The 17212-nt window shown below is 68.8% G+C and carries 17 protein-coding genes; 5 read left to right on the top strand and 12 right to left on the bottom strand.

The genetic code is table 11. The features are described from left to right. Positions 1-13 precede the first annotated feature (13 nt). Positions 14-2092, top strand: a complete 2079-nt coding sequence (pbpC, locus tag J0J01_RS00265) for a penicillin-binding protein 1C (RefSeq protein WP_296378082.1) — start codon at positions 14-16, stop codon at positions 2090-2092. Here the strand turns inward: pbpC and J0J01_RS00270 are convergent. Genes J0J01_RS00270 through J0J01_RS00285 form a run of 4 tightly spaced genes read right to left on the bottom strand, consistent with a single transcriptional unit; the run spans position 2079 to position 4717 of the window. Next, entirely contained in the window at positions 2079-2675 is a 597-nt protein-coding gene (locus tag J0J01_RS00270) for a LysE family transporter (RefSeq protein ID WP_296378083.1), read from the bottom strand. The two genes, pbpC and J0J01_RS00270, sit on opposite strands and share 14 nt — an antisense overlap. Positions 2676-2694: 19 nt before the next feature. Beyond that, complete coding sequence (locus J0J01_RS00275; RefSeq protein ID WP_296378084.1) at positions 2695-3069, bottom strand: GFA family protein; 375 nt, start codon at positions 3067-3069, stop codon at positions 2695-2697. After that, positions 3066-3971, bottom strand: a complete 906-nt coding sequence (locus J0J01_RS00280; RefSeq protein ID WP_296378085.1) for a hydroxymethylglutaryl-CoA lyase — start codon at positions 3969-3971, stop codon at positions 3066-3068. The genes J0J01_RS00275 and J0J01_RS00280 overlap by 4 nt, the downstream gene beginning before the upstream one ends. Positions 3972-3991: 20 nt before the next feature. Next, a complete protein-coding gene (locus tag J0J01_RS00285) occupies positions 3992-4717 on the bottom strand; it encodes a sulfite exporter TauE/SafE family protein (RefSeq protein WP_296378463.1) in 726 nt (241 codons plus the stop codon). A gap of 88 nt (positions 4718-4805) precedes the next feature. On the opposite strand from J0J01_RS00285, the gene J0J01_RS00290 reads away from it, so the two are divergent. After that, complete coding sequence (locus J0J01_RS00290; RefSeq protein WP_296378086.1) at positions 4806-5699, top strand: LysR family transcriptional regulator; 894 nt, start codon at positions 4806-4808, stop codon at positions 5697-5699. Here the strand turns inward: J0J01_RS00290 and J0J01_RS00295 are convergent. The 5 genes from J0J01_RS00295 to J0J01_RS00315 form a co-directional block, all read right to left on the bottom strand. Beyond that, entirely contained in the window at positions 5680-6486 is an 807-nt protein-coding gene (locus J0J01_RS00295; RefSeq protein ID WP_296378087.1) for an ABC transporter permease, read from the bottom strand. The two genes, J0J01_RS00290 and J0J01_RS00295, sit on opposite strands and share 20 nt — an antisense overlap. Further along, positions 6483-7301: an ABC transporter permease gene (locus tag J0J01_RS00300; protein ID WP_296378089.1), complete on the bottom strand. Its 819-nt coding sequence runs from the start codon at positions 7299-7301 to the stop codon at positions 6483-6485. Before J0J01_RS00300 ends, J0J01_RS00295 begins: the two co-directional genes overlap by 4 nt. Before the next feature lie 160 nt (positions 7302-7461). Further along, positions 7462-8484: an extracellular solute-binding protein gene (locus J0J01_RS00305; RefSeq protein WP_296378090.1), complete on the bottom strand. Its 1023-nt coding sequence runs from the start codon at positions 8482-8484 to the stop codon at positions 7462-7464. Positions 8485-8504: 20 nt separating this feature from the next. Then, on the bottom strand, positions 8505-9479 hold the full coding sequence (locus J0J01_RS00310) for an ABC transporter ATP-binding protein (RefSeq protein ID WP_296378091.1): 975 nt from the start codon (positions 9477-9479) through the stop codon (positions 8505-8507). Then, entirely contained in the window at positions 9476-10780 is a 1305-nt protein-coding gene (locus J0J01_RS00315; RefSeq protein WP_296378092.1) for an aspartate aminotransferase family protein, read from the bottom strand. The genes J0J01_RS00310 and J0J01_RS00315 overlap by 4 nt, the downstream gene beginning before the upstream one ends. Positions 10781-10877: 97 nt before the next feature. Here J0J01_RS00315 and J0J01_RS00320 point away from each other — a divergent pair, with 97 nt between their 5' ends. The 3 genes from J0J01_RS00320 (at position 10878) to J0J01_RS00330 (ending at position 13919) form a co-directional block, all read left to right on the top strand. Beyond that, positions 10878-11621 carry a GntR family transcriptional regulator gene (locus tag J0J01_RS00320; RefSeq protein ID WP_296378093.1) on the top strand — a complete coding sequence of 248 codons (744 nt, stop codon included), beginning with the start codon at positions 10878-10880 and terminating at the stop codon, positions 11619-11621. 16 nt (positions 11622-11637) lie between these two features. Further along, the gene (locus J0J01_RS00325) at positions 11638-12567 is read left to right on the top strand and encodes an aminotransferase class IV (RefSeq protein WP_296378094.1); all 930 of its coding nucleotides are present in this window, start codon (positions 11638-11640) and stop codon (positions 12565-12567) included. A gap of 80 nt (positions 12568-12647) precedes the next feature. Continuing rightward, entirely contained in the window at positions 12648-13919 is a 1272-nt protein-coding gene (locus J0J01_RS00330; protein WP_296378095.1) for a solute carrier family 23 protein, read from the top strand. Positions 13920-14089: 170 nt separating this feature from the next. Here the strand turns inward: J0J01_RS00330 and J0J01_RS00335 are convergent, their stop codons facing one another. The 3 genes from J0J01_RS00335 to J0J01_RS00345 are packed head-to-tail and all read right to left on the bottom strand — an operon-like array spanning position 14090 to position 17207. Further along, on the bottom strand, positions 14090-14449 hold the full coding sequence (locus tag J0J01_RS00335; protein WP_296378096.1) for a lipocalin-like domain-containing protein: 360 nt from the start codon (positions 14447-14449) through the stop codon (positions 14090-14092). Next, positions 14446-16425 carry an acetyl/propionyl/methylcrotonyl-CoA carboxylase subunit alpha gene (locus J0J01_RS00340; RefSeq protein ID WP_296378097.1) on the bottom strand — a complete coding sequence of 660 codons (1980 nt, stop codon included), beginning with the start codon at positions 16423-16425 and terminating at the stop codon, positions 14446-14448. The genes J0J01_RS00335 and J0J01_RS00340 overlap by 4 nt, the downstream gene beginning before the upstream one ends. After that, a complete protein-coding gene (locus J0J01_RS00345; RefSeq protein ID WP_296378098.1) occupies positions 16425-17207 on the bottom strand; it encodes an enoyl-CoA hydratase-related protein in 783 nt (260 codons plus the stop codon). The genes J0J01_RS00340 and J0J01_RS00345 overlap by 1 nt, the downstream gene beginning before the upstream one ends. Positions 17208-17212: the final 5 nt, after the last annotated feature.

Here is a 17212-nt window from a genome sequence, read left to right on the forward strand (position 1 = left end):
GAGGGACCTTGTCATGATTAGACAAGGTCTCTCCACTGCGCTCCGCTTCGCTTCGCTCCGGTCGAGACGACGGGCGGCGCTGGCCTACGCAGCGCTGGCCGTCACCCTCACGGTGACGGCGGCGCTGGCGCTCGACCGGATCTTCCCGCCGGACCTCACACGCTACCACGAGCGCTCGACCGAGGTGGTCGACGCCAACGGCCGCCTGCTGCGCGCCTTCACCACCGCCGACGGCCGCTGGCGGCTCAAGACCACGATCGACGACGTCGATCCGAGCTACATCGCCCTGCTCAAGGCCTACGAGGATTGCCGCTTCGACTGGCATCCCGGCGTCGATCTGATGGCGGTGGTTCGCGCCACCGGCCTGCTGATCGCGCGCGGCCATGTCGTGTCCGGCGCCTCGACGCTCACCATGCAGGCCGCCCGCCTGCTCGAGCCGCGCAAGCGCACCTTCCGCAACAAGGTGATCGAGGCGGCGCGCGCGCTGCAGCTCGAATGGCGCTTCTCCAAGCGCGAGGTGATGGCGATCTACCTCACGCTGACGCCGATGGGCGGCAACCTCGAGGGCGTGCGCGCGGCCTCGCTTGCCTATTTCGGCAAGGAGCCACGCCATCTCAGCGCCGCCGAAGCGGCCTTGCTAGTCGCCATCCCGCAGGCGCCGAGCAAGCGCCGGCCCGACCGCTTCGCCGCGGCCGCCCAGGCCGGCCGCGACGGCGTGCTGGCGCGCGGCCTGGAGGACGGCGTGATCGACCGCGCGCTGTACGACAAGGCGATGAGCCGCCCGGTGCCGACACAGCGCCTCGCCCTGCCGATGAACGCGCCGCACTTGTCGGCATGGCTGGCCGGCCAATCGCCGAACGCCGCCGTGCCGACCACCATCCGCCTGCAGCTCCAGCAGAGCCTCGAGCAGCTGGTCGCCGAGGAACGCGGCCAGCTCACCGACAAGGCGCAGATCGCCATGGTGGTGATGGACAACCGCACCGGCGGCGTCGTGGCATGGCTGGGCGGCGGCGATTTCTTCGGCCGCGCCGGCCAGGTCGACCTGGTGCGCGCCCATCGCTCGCCGGGCTCGGCCTTGAAGCCGATGATCTATGCGCTGGCCTTCGACGACCGCACCCTGCATCCCGAGTCGCTCGTCGAGGACGTGCCGGTGCGCTTCAAGGACTGGCTGCCGCGCAACTTCGATCGCGATCACCAGGGCGCCGTCACCGTGCGCCACGCGCTGCAGCAGTCGCTCAATGTGCCGGCGGTGCTGGCGCTGGAGCGCGTCGGGCCGGCGCGCTTCCTGTCCGCGCTGCGCTCGGCCGGCGCCACGCCGATCCTGCCGCCGGGCGATCCCGGTACCTCGCTCGGGATGGCGCTGGGCAGCGCCACCATCTCGCCGCTGGAGATGGCCGGGCTCTACTCGGGCCTCGCCAATGGCGGCCGTTTCTCGCTGCCGCAGGTACGCCGCGACCAGCCGCGGCCCGCGCCGGTGCAGATCGTGGGCGACGACGCCGCCTGGTATGTCGCCGACGTGCTGGCCGACGCGCCTCTGCCCGACGGCTTCGCCTCGCTGCCGGTGGCGCTGCGCGAGCGGCGGATCGCCTACAAGACCGGCACCTCGGCCGGCTTCCGCGACGCCTGGGCAGCGGGCTACAGCGCGAACTGGACGGTCGTGGTCTGGGTCGGCCATGCCGACGGCACGCCGCGGCCGGGCCAGCTCGGCCGCGCCGCCGCGCTGCCGATCCTGTTCAAGGCGTTCGGCCGACTGCCCGGCGAAGACAATCGCGGCACCCGGCCGCCGGCCGACGTGCTGCGGGTCGGCTCGTGGAAGGAGCTGCCGCTGCGCATGCAGCGCCTGGCGCCGACCGCCGTCGAGGGTGCGCCGCGCATCGCCTATCCACCGCCCGACGCTCGGCTCGAGCTCGGCACGCACGACACGGTGACGCTCGCCGCCAGCGGCACCGGCCGCCTGCACTGGCTGGTCAACGGCCGGCCTATCGCGGGCACCAGTTGGACGCCCGACGGCGCCGGCGAGATGCGGCTCGCGGTGGTCGACGACACCGGCCGCTCCAGCGCCGTGCTGGTGCACATCGTCAGGCGGCAGTGACCGCCAGCACGACCGACGCCAGCAGCAGGATCGCGAACGCGACGTTGACGATCCGGTTGGTGCGCGGATCGCGGAAGAAGCGCGTCAGCGCCGCGCCCGATATCAGCCACAGCACGTTCACCGCGGTGATCACGACCGTCAGCACCGCGATCTTCGCCACGGCGTCGGCCGTCACCCGGTCGCGCAGCAGCACGAAGCTCGAGAACAGCGCCGCCATCGCGGCATAGCCCTTGGGATTGATCAGCGACAGCGTGAAGCCCGCGCCGAAGCTCGGCGGCTGGCGCTGCGCATTGCCTTCCGTCAGCGGCGGCGCCATCGCGATGCGCCAGGCGAGCCACAGGAAATACGCCGCGGCGGCGACGGTGACGACCGGCGCGACGCCAGGCAACGCCAGCATCAGCCCGATCACGCCCGAGGCGGTGATCGCCATCACCGCGACCATGCCGACGCCGATCCCGACGAGATAGCCCGCGACGCGGCGCACGCCGAACGCGGCACCCGACGCCGCGAGGCTCAGCGTCGCCGGGCCAGGGCTGCCGGCCAGCGCCACGGCCGCCAGCAGGAAACCGGACAGACCTTCCATGCCGGCCGCTATGGGCCGGTTAGGCGCCGCCGTCTTGAACGTTCGTGCAAAGCCAGGCCAGCCGGCCGTGGTTGACCACACTGCGCGTCGGCGGCGGCAGCGGATCGACGAGGCAGCCGCCGGCGATGCCGGTCCGTCCCGGCTGGCTGTCGATCGTCCAGAAAAGGGTGGTGCCGCAGGTCGCGCAGAACCAGCGCCGCTGCTCACGGGCGAGAATCTCGTAGCAGCGCAGCTCTCCGGATCGGCCGACCACCTGCTCGTCGGCGAAGTAGATCGACCAGCCGAAGGCGCTGCCGGTGCGCCGCTTGCAGTTGTCGCAATGGCAGATCGCATTCATCACCGGCGCACCTTCGACCTCGATCGAGCACGCACCGCAACAGCAGCGCGCGGTCATGCCGCCTTGGCCTTGAGCGCCTGCGCCACCTTCGAGGCGGGCTCGCGGCCGAGCTCGACACAGATCGCGCGGCCCGCCGCGGCGATCACCTCGAGGTCGACGCCGTGGGCGATGCCAAGGCCGTTCATCAGGTAGATCACGTCCTCGGTCCCGACATTGCCCGACGCGCCCTTGGCATAGGGGCAGCCGCCCAGCCCGGCGACGGCGGTGTCGAACACCGCGACGCCGCGCTCCATCACCGCCATGATGTTCGCCAAGGACTGGCCGTAGGTATCGTGGAAGTGCGCCGCCAGCTTCTCACGCGGCACCTTCTCGGCGACGGCGTCGATCATGGCGACGCATTCGCCTGGCGTGCCGACGCCGATCGTGTCGCCGAGCGAGACCTCGTAGCAGCCCATCCTGAACAGCCGATCCGACACCTCGGCGACCTTGGCCGGCGCGACCTTGCCGTCATAGGGACAGGCGATCACGGTCGAGACGTAGCCGCGCACCTTCATGCCGTGCCTTTGCGCCGCTTCCATCACCGGCGCGAAGCGCTCGAAGCTCTCGTCGATCGAGCAGTTGGTGTTCTTGCGGCAGAACGCCTCCGACGCGGCAGTGAAGACCGCGATCTCGCCGCAATGCGCCTCGACCGCGCCGTTCATGCCCTGCTTGTTGGGTACCAGCACGGGATAGGAGACGCCCGGCTTGCGCTTGATCTGCGCCATCACCGCGTCGGTGTTCGCCATCTGCGGCACCCATTTGGCCGACACGAAGCTGCCGGCCTCGACGGCGCTGTGGCCGGCCGCCGACAGCGCGTCGATCAGCCTGACCTTGGCCTCGACCGATACGGGCTTGGCCTCGTTCTGCAGCCCATCGCGCGGGCCCACTTCCACCAGCCGCACCGACTTGGGGTAATTCATGCTTCGCCTCCGGCGTGATCTTACGCCAAAGCTAGGGTCGCCCCGAGCAGAAGCAAGCCAGCAAAGAACACCTTGCGGAACGTGGCGGCCGAGAAGCGCCCGCGCAGCCATTGCCCCGCGTACATCCCGGCCAGGGCGGGCACCAGGGCGAGCAGCGAGATCCAGACATCGTTCACCCGCCACGCATCGACCCGCAGCAGGCCGAGCGCCAGCGCCACCGTCGACACGGTGAAGGAAAGGCCCAGCGCCTGGATCAGATCGTCCTTCTCCAGCCCGATCGCCTGCAGGTACGGCACTGCCGGGACGACGAACACGCCGGTCGCGCCGGTGACCAGCCCGGTCACCGCGCCGATCGTCGGCCCCAGCCAGCCTTCGTGGCGCGGCGCCACCGACCAGCGGAAACCCGCCAGCCCGACCGCCGCATACAGCGCCAGCGTGATGCCGAGCCCGACCTTGGCCAGTCCCGCGACATTACCTGCCAGCACGCCGGCGCCGGCAACCGTGCCGACCAGGACGCCCAGCATCATCGGCCACAGCCGGCGCAGCAGCGCGCCGAACGCCGGGCCGGCCATGAGCTGCCAGACATTGGTGACGAACGACGGCACGACCAGGATCGCCGCCGCCTCGGCCGGCGGCAGGACGAGCGCCAGCACGCCCATCGCCACCGTCGGCAGGCCCATGCCGATCACGCCCTTCACTACGCCCGCCAGCAGGAACGTCGCACCGATCAGGATCCACACGCTCATGCCAGCAAGCTGGAGCCGGCCGCAGCCGGTCACAATGCGGAAGTCGCCGCGATAGCCTTCGGCCCAGCCGAAGGCTACGCTTGGCGCCATGCACTTCGACCTCGTCGACCTGCGGCTGGTGCTGAACGTCGCCGATGCCGGCAACATCACGCATGGCGCGAGCCGCAGCGGCCTCGCTCTCGCCTCGGCCAGCGAGCGCATCCGTGACATGGAGCGCGAATTCGGGGCGCCCCTATTCGAGCGCCAACGCCGCGGCGTGGTCCCGACCGCGGCCGGGCTGGCGCTCGTCCATCACGCGCGTCTGGTGACGCAGCAGCTCGACACGATGCGCAGCGAGCTCGGCGACTTCGCCAAGGGCCTGCGCGGCCGGGTACGGCTACTGTCCAACACCGCGGCGACCTTCGAGGTGCTGCCGGCGCTGCTCGGTACCTTCCTCGCCCGCCATCCGCGACTCGATATCGAAATCGAGGAGCGGCCGAGCCCCGAGATCGTACGTGCCGTGGCACGCGGCCGCGCCGAGATCGGCATCGTCGCCGACGTCGTCGATTCGGCGGCCGAGCTCGAGACCTTCCCTTTCGCCGAGGACCGGCTGGTGCTGGTGACACCGCAGAAGCACCCACTGGCCGGCAAGCGCCGCCTCGCCTTCAAGGACGTGCTGGCGCACGACACGGTCGGCCTGCCGGCCGGCAGCGCGCTGCAGGAGCATCTCGACGGCCAGGCGGCGCGGCTCGGCGCGACGCTACGGCCACGCCTGCGATTACCGGGCTTCGACGCCTTGTGCCGCGTGGTCGAGAGCGGCATTGGCGTCGCGGTGGTATCGCGGAGCGCGGCATTGCGCTGCCGAAAGTCGATGGCGATCCGGATCGTGCCGCTGCTCGATACGTGGACACAGCGCAAGTTGCGGCTGTGCGTCAAATCCGAACGCGCCCTGCCAGCTCCGGCCCGGGCACTGTTGGAGCACCTCAGACGATCGTCTGCTTGAGCTTTCCGGCGCGGGCCAGGATCACGGTGACGGCTGCCAGCGCCAGCACGGTCAGGCCGATCAGCAGGGTCGCCACGGCGGTGATGGTCGGGTTCACCTCGAGGATCAGCTCGTTGAACATCTTCTTCGGCACGGTGTCGTACTTGCCGGCGATGAAGGACGTGACGATCACCTCGTCGAAGCTGCCGATGAAGGCGAAGATCCAGGCGGCGAACACGCTGGGCGCCAGGTTGGGCAGCATCACTTTCCACACCGTGTAGCGCCACGACGCGCCGAGGCTCCAGGCGACCTGCTCGATCCTGGGGTCGAACTCGCGGATCGCCACGCCCATCACCATCATCACCAGCGGCACGTTGAGCAGGGTGTGCGCCACGATCAGGCCGGCCAGCGAGCCGAGCAGGCCGATCTTGGCCAAGCCGAGATAGAGCGCGATCGCGACGATGATGGTCGGCACGATCAGCGGCGCCATGAAGTTGCCCTCGGCCCAGTCGCGGCCGCCGAACGTGCCGCGGCGGAGGCCGTAGGCGGCCAGGCTGCCCAGCAGCAGCGCCGCCACCGACGCGACCAGCGCCACCAGGGTCGAGGTCCACATCGCGTCCATCCAGCGCGGATCGCCGAAGAAGGCCTGGTACCAGCGCAGCGAGAAGCTCGGCGGCGGGAAGGTCAGCGCCTTGGCCGAGGAGAACGACATCGGGATCACGACCAGGATCGGCACGCCGAGGAACACCAGGCCGATCACGCCGGTCGTTGCCAGAAGGCGCCGCGTCCAGGGCGAACCGCCGATCATGCCGATGCCTTGCGGTCGAGCCGGCGGTAGGCGGCAAAGATCAGCAGCGTCACGATCAGCAGGATGGTCGAGATCGCCGACGCCTGCTCCCAGCGCGGGATCTGGTTGATCAGCGTGTCGAGCAGGTTGGAGATCATCGGCACCCGGCCGCCCCCCAGGATCGCCGGGGTGACGTAGAAGCCGAGGCAGAGGATGAAGACCAGCAGCGTGCCCGCCGCCAGCGCGGGCAGTGTCAGCGGGAAGTAGACCTTCCAGAAGATGGTGCGCGGCGGTGCGCCGAGCGAGGCCGCCGCCTGCATCAGCCGGTCGTCGATCCGGATCATCGCCGCGAACAAGGGCAGCACCAGGAACGGCAGCAGCACGTTGGCCATGCCGATGGTGACGCCGAGCTCGTTGTAGAGGAACGACACAGGCGCATCGGTCAGGCCGAGCCACATCAGCGCGCGGTTGACCAGCCCGCCATTGCCCAGCACGACGATCCAGGCATAGGTGCGCACCAGGATCGACACCCAGAACGGCAGCACGACCAGCGCGATCGCGATCAGCCGGGCGCGGTTCTGCAGGCCGCGCATCCAGTGCGCCAGCGGATAGCCGATGATCACGTTGGCGAGCGTCGCGATCAGGGCGATGCGCATGGTGTTGCCGAGCACCCGCAGATAGACGGGAGCCTCGACCAGGCCCTCGTAGTGCTCGAGCGTGAAGCCCTGCCCCTTCGACCAGAAGGCAAGGCCCAGCATGTAGAGGATGGGCAGGTTGAAGGCGAAGACCATCAGCACCAGAAGCGGTGCGATGAAGGAGAAGCCGGAGGAGCGCATCAGAACACACCTCCCCATTCAAATGGGGAGGTGGCGTGGTAATCCGCGACGGAGGGGTCATGCCTCTTCCTCTTGGCACGGCCTATGACCCCTCCGTCGGCGTATGACGCCGACACCTCCCCATTTGAATGGGGAGGACAATGAAAGAGCGTTCCGTTCATCACAGGCTGAGCTTGAACGCCTCCCATTTCTTGTTCACCGCCTCGCCGTTGTCGGCCCACCATTCGGCGTTCTCGAAGTACTGCACCGCCTTGTTCTGCTTGCTGGTCGGGAACTGCCAGAGCTTGTCCTTGGGCAGCAGCGCATCGAGGTTCGGACTGGGGCCGGTGTAGGAGATCACTTCGGCCGCTTTGGCCTGGTTCTCCGGCAGCGACATCTCGTGGAACAGCTTGTAGGCCGCTGCCTTGTTCTCGGGCGACGAGCCCTTGACGATGGCGATGAACGAAAGGTCGGCCTTGCCGCCGGCGAAGTTCAGCCCGAACGCCGGATCGCCGACGACGCGGCCCGACCAGCAGATCGAGTACTGCACCTCGTTGTCCTTCATGAGCTGCGGCGGCTGGGCGCCCGCCTTCCACCACACCGCGACGTCCTTCTTGATCTCGTTCAGCTTCTTGAAGGCAAGATCGACATCGAGTGGGAACAGCTTGTCGATCGGCACGCCCGCCGCCTGCAGCGCGAACGGCAGGCAGTAGTGCGGGAAGTCGGGCAGGCAGCGCTTGCCCGGGAAGGCCTTGGTGTCGAAGAACTCGGCGAAGCTTTTCGGCTCCTTCACGCCCTTGCGCCACGCCATGATGGTCGAGAAGTACTGGTAGCCGAAGCCGTACTCGTTCTTGGCCTCGGGGAACATCTCCGCCGGATTGACCGCGGCCCAATCGACCTTCTCGATCAGGCCGAGCTTCTTGGCCTGCAGGATGATGCCCGAGCCCAGCTCGAACAGCGTCGTGGTGGTCTGGCCGCTCTCGACCAGGGCACGCAGCTTGCCGAGCGAGCTCGGGTTCTCGCGCACCACCTTGATGCCGGTCTTCTTGAACAGCGGCTCGATATAGCCCTTCTCGATCGAATCGCCCGAGGCGCCGCCCGATTCGATCATGCGGATCTCCTTGGACTGCGCCCGCGCCGTCCCGGAGAGGATGTTGACCGCCGGCAGGCTCGCCGCAGCCGCCACGAAAGTACGCCTCTTCATCGTCGTCCCCCTTCTGCTGATCAAGTCACCGGCCAGATGTCGGCCGCATCCCATGAAACCGCGACGGATTCCCCCGCCTGCCAGGCCCGGCCGACGAACGGCACCGCCGCCACGATCGGCGCGCCCTCGCTGCCCTCGATCGCCAGGTGATAGCGCACCATCTGGCCGAGATAGATCGCCTCGATCACGCGCGCCGGCCGGCCGCCGTTGACGCCGCCCGGCCCGAGCCGCACGCGCTCGGGCCGCACCAGCCCGGTGCGCCCGCCGTCGAGCCCGACGAAGTTAGCGATGCCCAGGAACTCCGCGACGAAGCGGTTGGCCGGCTTCAGGTAGGCCTCCGCGGGGGCGGCGACCTGCTGCGTCTTGCCGTGGTTGAGCACCATGATGCGGTCGCTGAGCGACAGCGCCTCCTCCTGGTCATGCGTCACCAGCAGGGTCGTCACGCCGAGCGTGCGCTGGAGCTGCTTCAGCTCGACCTGCAGCTCCTCGCGCAGCTTGCGGTCGAGCGCACCCAGCGGCTCGTCGAGCAGCAGGATGTCGGGCTTGAACACGATCGCGCGGGCGAGCGCCACGCGCTGCTGCTGGCCGCCCGAGAGCTGCGACGGCCGCCGGCCTTCGAGACCGTCGAGCCGCACCAGCTTCAGCGCCTCGAGCGCCTGGCTGCGCGCCGCAGCGCCGCCGATCTTGCGCACGCCCAGCGGGAACAGGACGTTCTCCAGCACCGTCATGTGCGGGAACAGCGCGTAGGACTGGAAGACCAGCCCGATATTGCGCTCCTGCGCCGTCGCCTCGGTGACGTCGCGGCCGCCGATGAAGATGCGGCCCGCGGTCGGCCGGTTGAGGCCGGCGATCAGCGACAGCAGCGTCGTCTTGCCCGAGCCGCTCGGCCCCAGGATGGTGACGAACTCACCCTGCGCCACCGAGAGGTCGACATCGTCGGCCGCCGCCACCGGGCCGTAGCGCTTGGTGACGCCCTCGAGCCGGATGTCGCTCATGCGATGGCGGCCATCGCACGGTCGGCCGCCGCCAGCGTCTCGTCGATGATCGCCTCGTCGTGAGCGACCGACAGGAAGAACTTCGCGTTCTGGTTGGTGCGGATGCCCTCTTCCTGCAGCGCCGTGTGGAAGGCCAGCGCCTTGTCTCGATCGCAGGCGACTGATTCGCGGTAGTTGCGCGGCGGTGCGCCCTCGGTGAAGTAGACCTGGAAGATCGCCGGCAGGCCTTGCACCTTCACCGGCATCTTGTGCTTCTCGGCGATCGCGGCGAGCCCCTGCATCAACCGCGTGCCGCGCGCTTCGAGGTCGCGATAGACCGCGCCATCATTGGCCTCCAGGACGTCGAGCGCCGCCAGCGCCGCCGCCATGCTCTGGACATTGCCGTTGTAAGTACCGCCGTGCATCACGCCCTTGTCGAGTAGCGTGTCCATGACGTCGCGCCAGCCGCCGACCACGGCGAGCGGAAAGCCCGCGGCGACCGCCTTGGCGTAGATCGTGAGGTCGGCGGTGACGCCGTAGCGGCCCTGGGCACCGCGCAGGCCGACGCGGAAGCCGGTGATCACCTCGTCGCAGATGAACAGCGCACCGTTGTCGCGGCAGAGCGCGCGGACGCCGTCGAGATAGCCGGGAGCAGGCTCGGTCGGCCCGCCATTCACCATCACCGGCTCCATGATGACGGCGGCGATCTCGCCCTCGTGACGCTCGAACGCCTGCTTCAGGAGATCGAGGTCATTCCAGCCGGCGACGACGGTGTCTTCCAGCACGCTCGGCGGCATGCCGGGCGAGCCGGCCACCGGCACGGGTGAATCGGCCGGACCGGCCTCGTTCAGCGACGGGCGGGCGCTGATATAGGCCTGGTCGGTCCAGCCGTGATAATGGCCCTCGAACTTCAGGATCTTGGTGCGCCCGGTGAAGGCGCGGGCCAGGCGGAACGCCATCAGCACGGCCTCGGTGCCCGAGGTCGCGAAGCGCACCACCTCGATGCCCGGCAGCAGCCGGCAGAGCCGTTCGGCCAACTCGGTCTCGCGCGGATGCTGCGCGGCATAGACCTGGCCCTGCGCCAGCGAGGCGGCGACGGCGTCGATCACCGGCTTGGGCGCGTGCCCCAGGATGGCCGGGCCGTTGCCCAGCACGTAGTCGATGTGGACATTGCCGTCGATGTCGTAGAGCCGGGCGCCCTCGCCGCGCTCGAAGAACAGCGGCACCGGCGCCGAGGCGTAGCGCACGTTGCTGCTGACGCCGCCGGCCAGCGTCCTGCGGGTGCGTTCATACAGTGCGATCGACTTGGCGTAGTTGCGCATGGTCCCTCGACGAGCAAGAACGATGCCTTGCGCGCAACCCAGGGGCAATCGAAATTTGTGATCACAAATCGGCGCGGCTGGTCTATGCTGCGGGCCGATGGCACCCAAGGCGCCCGTCGACACCTCGCTGCGCTCGCAGGTCTACGACTCCCTGCGCGATGCGCTGACGGCCGGCCGGTTCGCGCCGGGTCAAAAGCTTTCCTTCCGTTTCATCGCCGGCACCCTCGGCGTCAGCATGACCCCGGTGCGCGAGGCGGTGCGCCGGCTGGTCGCCGAGGGCGCGTTCGAGATGCGGCCCAACCGTTCGGTCCGTGTTCCGCTGATGACCCGCGACAAGATCCTCGAGCTGCGCGACATCCGCCTGGCGCTCGAGGGCCTGGCGACCGAGAAGGCGGCCGCCCTGACGACGCGCGAGCACGCCACCAACCTGCGGCGGATCGCGACCGAGCTGATGGCCGTGCGCGCCCGCGGCGACACGGTCGCCGACCGCCAGAAGATCCGCGAGTTCCACTTCACCCTCTACGCCATCGCCAACCAGCCGACCTTGCTGCGCGTGATCGGGGGCCTGTGGCTGCAGACCGGCCCGTACCTGAACCTGCTCTATCCCGACTTCATCGCCTCGTCGCGCGGTCCCGAACGGCGCCTGCGGATCGTCAAGGCGCTGCAGGCGCATGACGGCGCCACGGCGCAGCGCGAGATGCAGGGCGACATCGGCGACGCCCTCACCTACGTCGCCGGCCTTGCCGACGCCGAGGGCAACATTGCGCCGGCCCAGCCGGTCGAATCCAAACGCCGGCGGCGGCCTTCCCCGTCGCCCGCCGGCGCTCTAGCCTTCGCCTAACTGGAAAGGAAACGAGATGGCCCAGCAGCTCAGCAATCAACGCATCGCGTGGTTCAACGGCAAGTTCATGCCGGAGAACCAGGTCATGATCCCGTTCCGCGACCGCAGCTGGAAGTACGGCGACGGCGCCTTCGACATGACCCGCACCTTCGAGGGCACGCCGTTCCGCCTCAAGGAGCACATCGACCGCTTCTACCGCTCGCTGCGCTACCTGCAGATCGACCCCGGCCTCTCGCCCAAGGAGATGGTGGCGCACAGCGAGGCTGTCGTGGAGAAGAACGAGCACCTGCGCGCCGCCGCCGGCGACTGGTGGGTCGGCCAGCGGGTCAGCCGCGGCGTCGACGCGGTCGGCGACGAGGGCTGGGAGCATACTGGCCCGAACGTGGTGATCGAGGTGCTGCCGCTGCCCTTCGCCAAGCGAGCCAAGCTCTACCGCGACGGCGCCGAGGTGTTCACGACGACGACGCGCCGAATCGCGCCGTCGATGCTGTCGCCGCGCGCCAAGACGCACAACTACCTCAATATGATCATGGCCGAAAAACCGGTTAAGGCGCTCAAAGAAGACGCTTGGCCGCTGCTGCTCGACGAAAACGGCAACCTCGCCGAGGGCCTGGGCTCCAACATCTTCATCGTGCGCGAGGGCGAGCTGTTCACGCCGTCTGAGCGCTACGTGCTGCCGGGCGTCAGCCGGCAGATGACCATGGACATGGGCAAGAAGCTCGGCGTGAAGTGCACCGTCGGCGACATCGACATGTTCGACGCCGCCAACGCCGAGGAGATGTTCCTGACCTCGACCAGCCTCTGCATCCTGCCGGTCCGGGCGTTCAATGGCGCGGCCGTGGGCGACGGCAAGATCCCGGGCCCGATCACCAAGAAGCTGATCAACGCCTACTCCAAGGATGTCGGCTGCGATTTCGTCGCCCAGTACCTGAAATTCCTGAACTAGGAAGGAATCGACTGAGGGGTATCGTTCCACAGCCGAAATCTGGACAATAGCGGGGCACGAACGAGGGGGAGACTCGGGACATGCTCTGGTACCAGAAACCCGCCGTCGAGGGCGTCGTCGTGGCGCCCGATGAGCGCCTGCCGTGGCCACAGACCACGGCGCTCGGCCTGCAGCACGTTGTCGCCATGTTCGGCTCGACAGTGCTGGCGCCGATCCTGATGGGCTTCGATCCCAATGTCTGCGTGCTGATGAGCGGCGTCGGCACGCTGATCTTCTTCGCCGTCACCGGCGGCAAGGTGCCGAGCTATCTCGGTTCCTCCTTCGCCTTCATCTCGGTGGTGATCGTGGCGAGCGCCTACGGCGGCAAGGGCGCCAACGGCAACATCGCGGTGGCGCTGGGCGGCATCATCGCCGCCGGCGCGGTCTATGCCGTGATCGCCTTCGCCGTCATGGCGACCGGCACGCGCTGGATCGAGCGGCTGATGCCGCCGGTCGTCACCGGCTCGATCGTCGCCGTGATCGGCCTCAACCTGGCGTCTATCCCGGTCAAGAACATGGCGTCGACCGAGTTCGACGCCTGGATGGAGCTGGTGACCTTCGTCTCGATCGCCCTGGTGGCCGTGTTCACGCGCGGCATGGTGAGGCGACTGCTGATCCTGGTCGGCCTGGCGATCGCCACCATCGTTTATGCCGTGCTGGCCAACGGCATGGGCCTCGGCAAGCCGGTCGACGGCACGGCGATCGCCAATGCCGCCTGGCTCGGCGTGCCACACTTCACGACGCCGGTGTTCGACGCCAAGGCGCTGGTGCTGATCGCGCCGGTCGCGCTGATCCTGGTGGCGGAGAATCTCGGCCACCTGAAGGCCGTCTCCGCCATGACCGGACGCGACATGGACCCCTATCTCGGCCGCGCCTTCCTGGGCGATGCCATCGCCACCATGGCCTCGGGCGCGGTCGGCGGCACCGGCGTCACCACTTACGCCGAGAATATCGGCGTGATGGCGGCGACCCGCATCTATTCGACGGCGCTGTTCGTGGTCGCCGCGCTGTTCGCCATCCTGCTCGGCTTTTCCCCGAAGTTCGGCGCGCTGATCACATCGATCCCGCTCGCGGTCATGGGCGGCGTCAGCATCGTGATCTTCGGCCTGATCACCGTGACCGGCGTGCGCATCTGGGTCGACAACAAGGTCGACTTCGCCGACAGCCGCAACCTGCTGGTCGCGGCGATCACCCTGGTGCTGGGCACCGGCGACTTCACCCTGAAGTTCGGCGGCTTCGCGCTGGGCGGCATCGGCACGGCTACCTTCGGCGCCATCCTCTTGTACGCCGTCCTGAGCCGCGGCCGCTCCTAGAGCGCGCTGACATTAGGTCGAATCCCGTCGTCCCGACCGGAGCGCCGAAGGCGCGTAGCCGAGGGACCTTGTCTCAACAACGAGCGGCAAACCGCGGAAACGAGGTCCCTCCACTGCGCCGAGCTTCGCTCGGCTTCGGTCGGGACGACGGAAGCTCAAATCATCCCGCTTTAAGCGCGGCGCCAGACGATCTGCTGCGACCGCTTGGTGCCCGGCAGGAAATCAGGGCCCGAGAGGGTCAACCGGTCGCCGTCGAGCGCGATGCGGCGGGTCGAGCGCACGCCGATCAGCGCCGGGTTGGTCGACAACTCGATCGAATGGAAGACCGTGCCGTCGGCGATCTCGTAGCGGCCGGCATAGGCGAAGCACTCGCTCCTGTCGGCGCGCATGATGGTGGCGCTGACCTGGCCCGTCGGCGTGTAGAGGATGTAGCCCTTGGCGTCCGGCCCCATTGGGTATTCCGGCGGCCGGCCGTCCTCGTAGACGAACGACCAGCTCTCGAGCCGCCAGCCGCCGAGCAGCTCCCTCATTCGAACTCGACCAACTCGGCGCCTTCGGGCACCTGCTCGCCGACGCCGTAGCGCACGCTCTTGACCGTGCCGTCGGCCGGGGCGGCCAACGTGTGCTCCATCTTCATCGCCTCGAGCACCAGCAGCGGCTGGCCGCGGCTCACCGTGTCGCCGGCCTTGACCTTGAGGTCGATGATCTTGCCCGGCAGCGGCGAGCGCACTGAACCCTCGCCCGCCGCGACCGCCTCGTACTGCGTGACGTCGAGCGGATCGACCAGGCGCAGGCGCTGGCTGCCGCCGTCGGCGAACAGCGTGTAGTCGGTGCCGTCGGCCACCTGGCGACGCACCACCGCCGCGGTGAAGGTGTCGTTGCCGAGGCGAATCGCCAGCCGGCCGTCGCCGCGCTGCACGCTGGCTTCGACGGGTCCGCCCGGCAGGCCGAGCTCCAGCATGCCGGATCGCAAGCGGCGCACGATCACGGCGACCTCGCGTTCGCCGTCCTTCCAGTGGACCTCGTCATGACCGACTTCGAGGAGGCGGAAGCCGTTCTTCTGATCCCATGGATCGTTCGATCGCGGCGTCGATTCGGCGACACGGGCGAGCGTCGCGATGGCGAAGGCGCGGTCGTCGGCCTGGCCCATCTTCGCGAACAGCTCGTCGCGGTGCCGCTCGATGAAGCCGGTGTCGACCTCGCCGCCGACGAAGGCCGGGTGCGAGCACAGCGCCTTCAGCAGGCCGGCATTGGTGGTGACGCCGACGACCTCGGTCTCGCCCATCAGCGCCGCCATGCGCCGCATCGTCGAGGTGCGGTCGCGGTCGTGCACGATCACCTTGGCGATCATCGGATCGTAGTACGGCGTGACGGTGTCGCCTTCGCGCACGCCGGTGTCGACGCGCACATGCAGGCCCTCGGTCGGGAGCCGCAGATGCACCAGGGTGCCGGTCGAGGGCAGGAAGTTGCGGTTGGGATCCTCGGCATAGAGCCGGACCTCGACCGCGTGGCCGTCGATGCGAAGCTGGTCCTGGGTCAGCGGCATCTTCCCGCCCGAGGCGACCACGAGCTGCCACTCCACCAGGTCCTGGCCGGTGATCATCTCGGTGACCGGATGCTCGACCTGCAGGCGGGTGTTCATCTCCATGAAGTAGAAGGTGCCGTCCTGATTGGCGATGAACTCGACGGTGCCGGCGCCGACATAGCCGATCGCCTTGGCCGCAGCGACGGCCGCTTCGCCCATCTGCTTGCGCCGCGCCGGGTCCATGTTGGGCGCCGGCGCCTCCTCGATCACCTTCTGATGGCGGCGCTGGATCGAGCAGTCGCGCTCGAACAGGTAGAGGCAGTTGCCGTGGCTGTCGGCGAAGACCTGGATCTCGATGTGGCGTGGCCGCGTCAGGTACTTCTCGACCAGCACGTGATCGTCGGCGAACGACGCCTTGGCTTCGCGCTTGGCGCCGGCGAGCGCGTCGCCGAACTTCGCGGCTTCCTCGACCACGCGCATGCCCTTGCCGCCGCCGCCGGCCGACGCCTTGATCAGCACCGGGAAGCCGATGCGCTGCGCCTCTTTCGCCAGCAGCTCCGGCGACTGGTCGTCGCCATGATAGCCCGGCACCAGAGGCACCCTGGCCTTCTCCATGATCTTCTTGGCTTCGCTCTTGGAACCCATGGCGCGGATCGCCGCCGGCGGCGGGCCGATGAACACCACGCCCGCCTGCCCGCAGGCCTCGGCAAAGCCGGCATTCTCCGACAAAAAGCCGTAGCCCGGATGAATCGCCTGCGCGCCCGCCCGCTTCGCGGCGTCGAGGATCTTGTCGACCACCAGGTAGCTCTCGCGCGCCGCGGAGCCGCCGATATGCACCGCCTCGTCGGCCATCGCGACATGGCGAGCACCGCGGTCGGCGTCTGAATAGACGGCGGTCGTTTTGATGCCCATGCGCCGCGCCGTCTTGATGACGCGGCAGGCGATCTCGCCGCGGTTGGCGATCAGGATCTTGGAGAACATCAGACGGCCCACTTCGGTTTGCGCTTGTCGAGGAATGCCCGCATGCCTTCGAGCGCTTCCTCGCTGACGCACTGGTTGGCGACCTCGCCGCCGAGGATCTCGGCGGCGTCGGAATCGTGCGGCAAGGCGCTGATCTGGGTGACCAGCTTCTTGACCAGCGTCTGCACCGACGGCGCGCCGAGCTTCAGCTCGCCGGCCAGTGTCGCGACCGTGGCGTCGAGCCCTGCCGGCTCGACCACCTGGTCGACCAGGCCGACGCGCAGCGCGGTCGCCGCGTCGAACGTGCCGCCATGCATCAGGAGCTGCCGCGCGACCCGCGGGCCGACCGCCTCGATCAGCACCGGGATGGCGATGCCGGCCAACAGGCCGTTGCGCACCGAGGTCAGCCCGAAGCGCGCCGCCGAGGACGCGACCGCGAAGTCGCAGGCCAGCATCAGTCCGACGCCGCCGCCGACGGCCGCGCCATGGACCCGAGCGATCGACGGCTTGGGAAACTCGTAGACCGCCTGCACCGCCGCCATCAGCGCGTCGGCGAAGGCATGCCGCGTGATGGCGTCGAGCCCGGGCCAGCCCAGCACCCAGTTGAAGTCGCCGCCGGCCGAGAAGATCGCGCCCTCGCCGGCCAGCACCATCACCCGCACCGAATCGTCGGCAGCGAAGGCCTCGACCGCGTCTCGGATCGCGCGCGCGGTGTCGGCGTCGAGCGAGTTCATATCGTCGCCGCGGTTGAGCCGCAGCGTGCCGACGCCGCCTGCGACCGAGGTCAGGATCGACGGACGCATCACGA

It is taken from the genome of Reyranella sp., from assembly GCF_017305915.1.
Lineage (GTDB): Bacteria > Pseudomonadota > Alphaproteobacteria > Reyranellales > Reyranellaceae > Reyranella.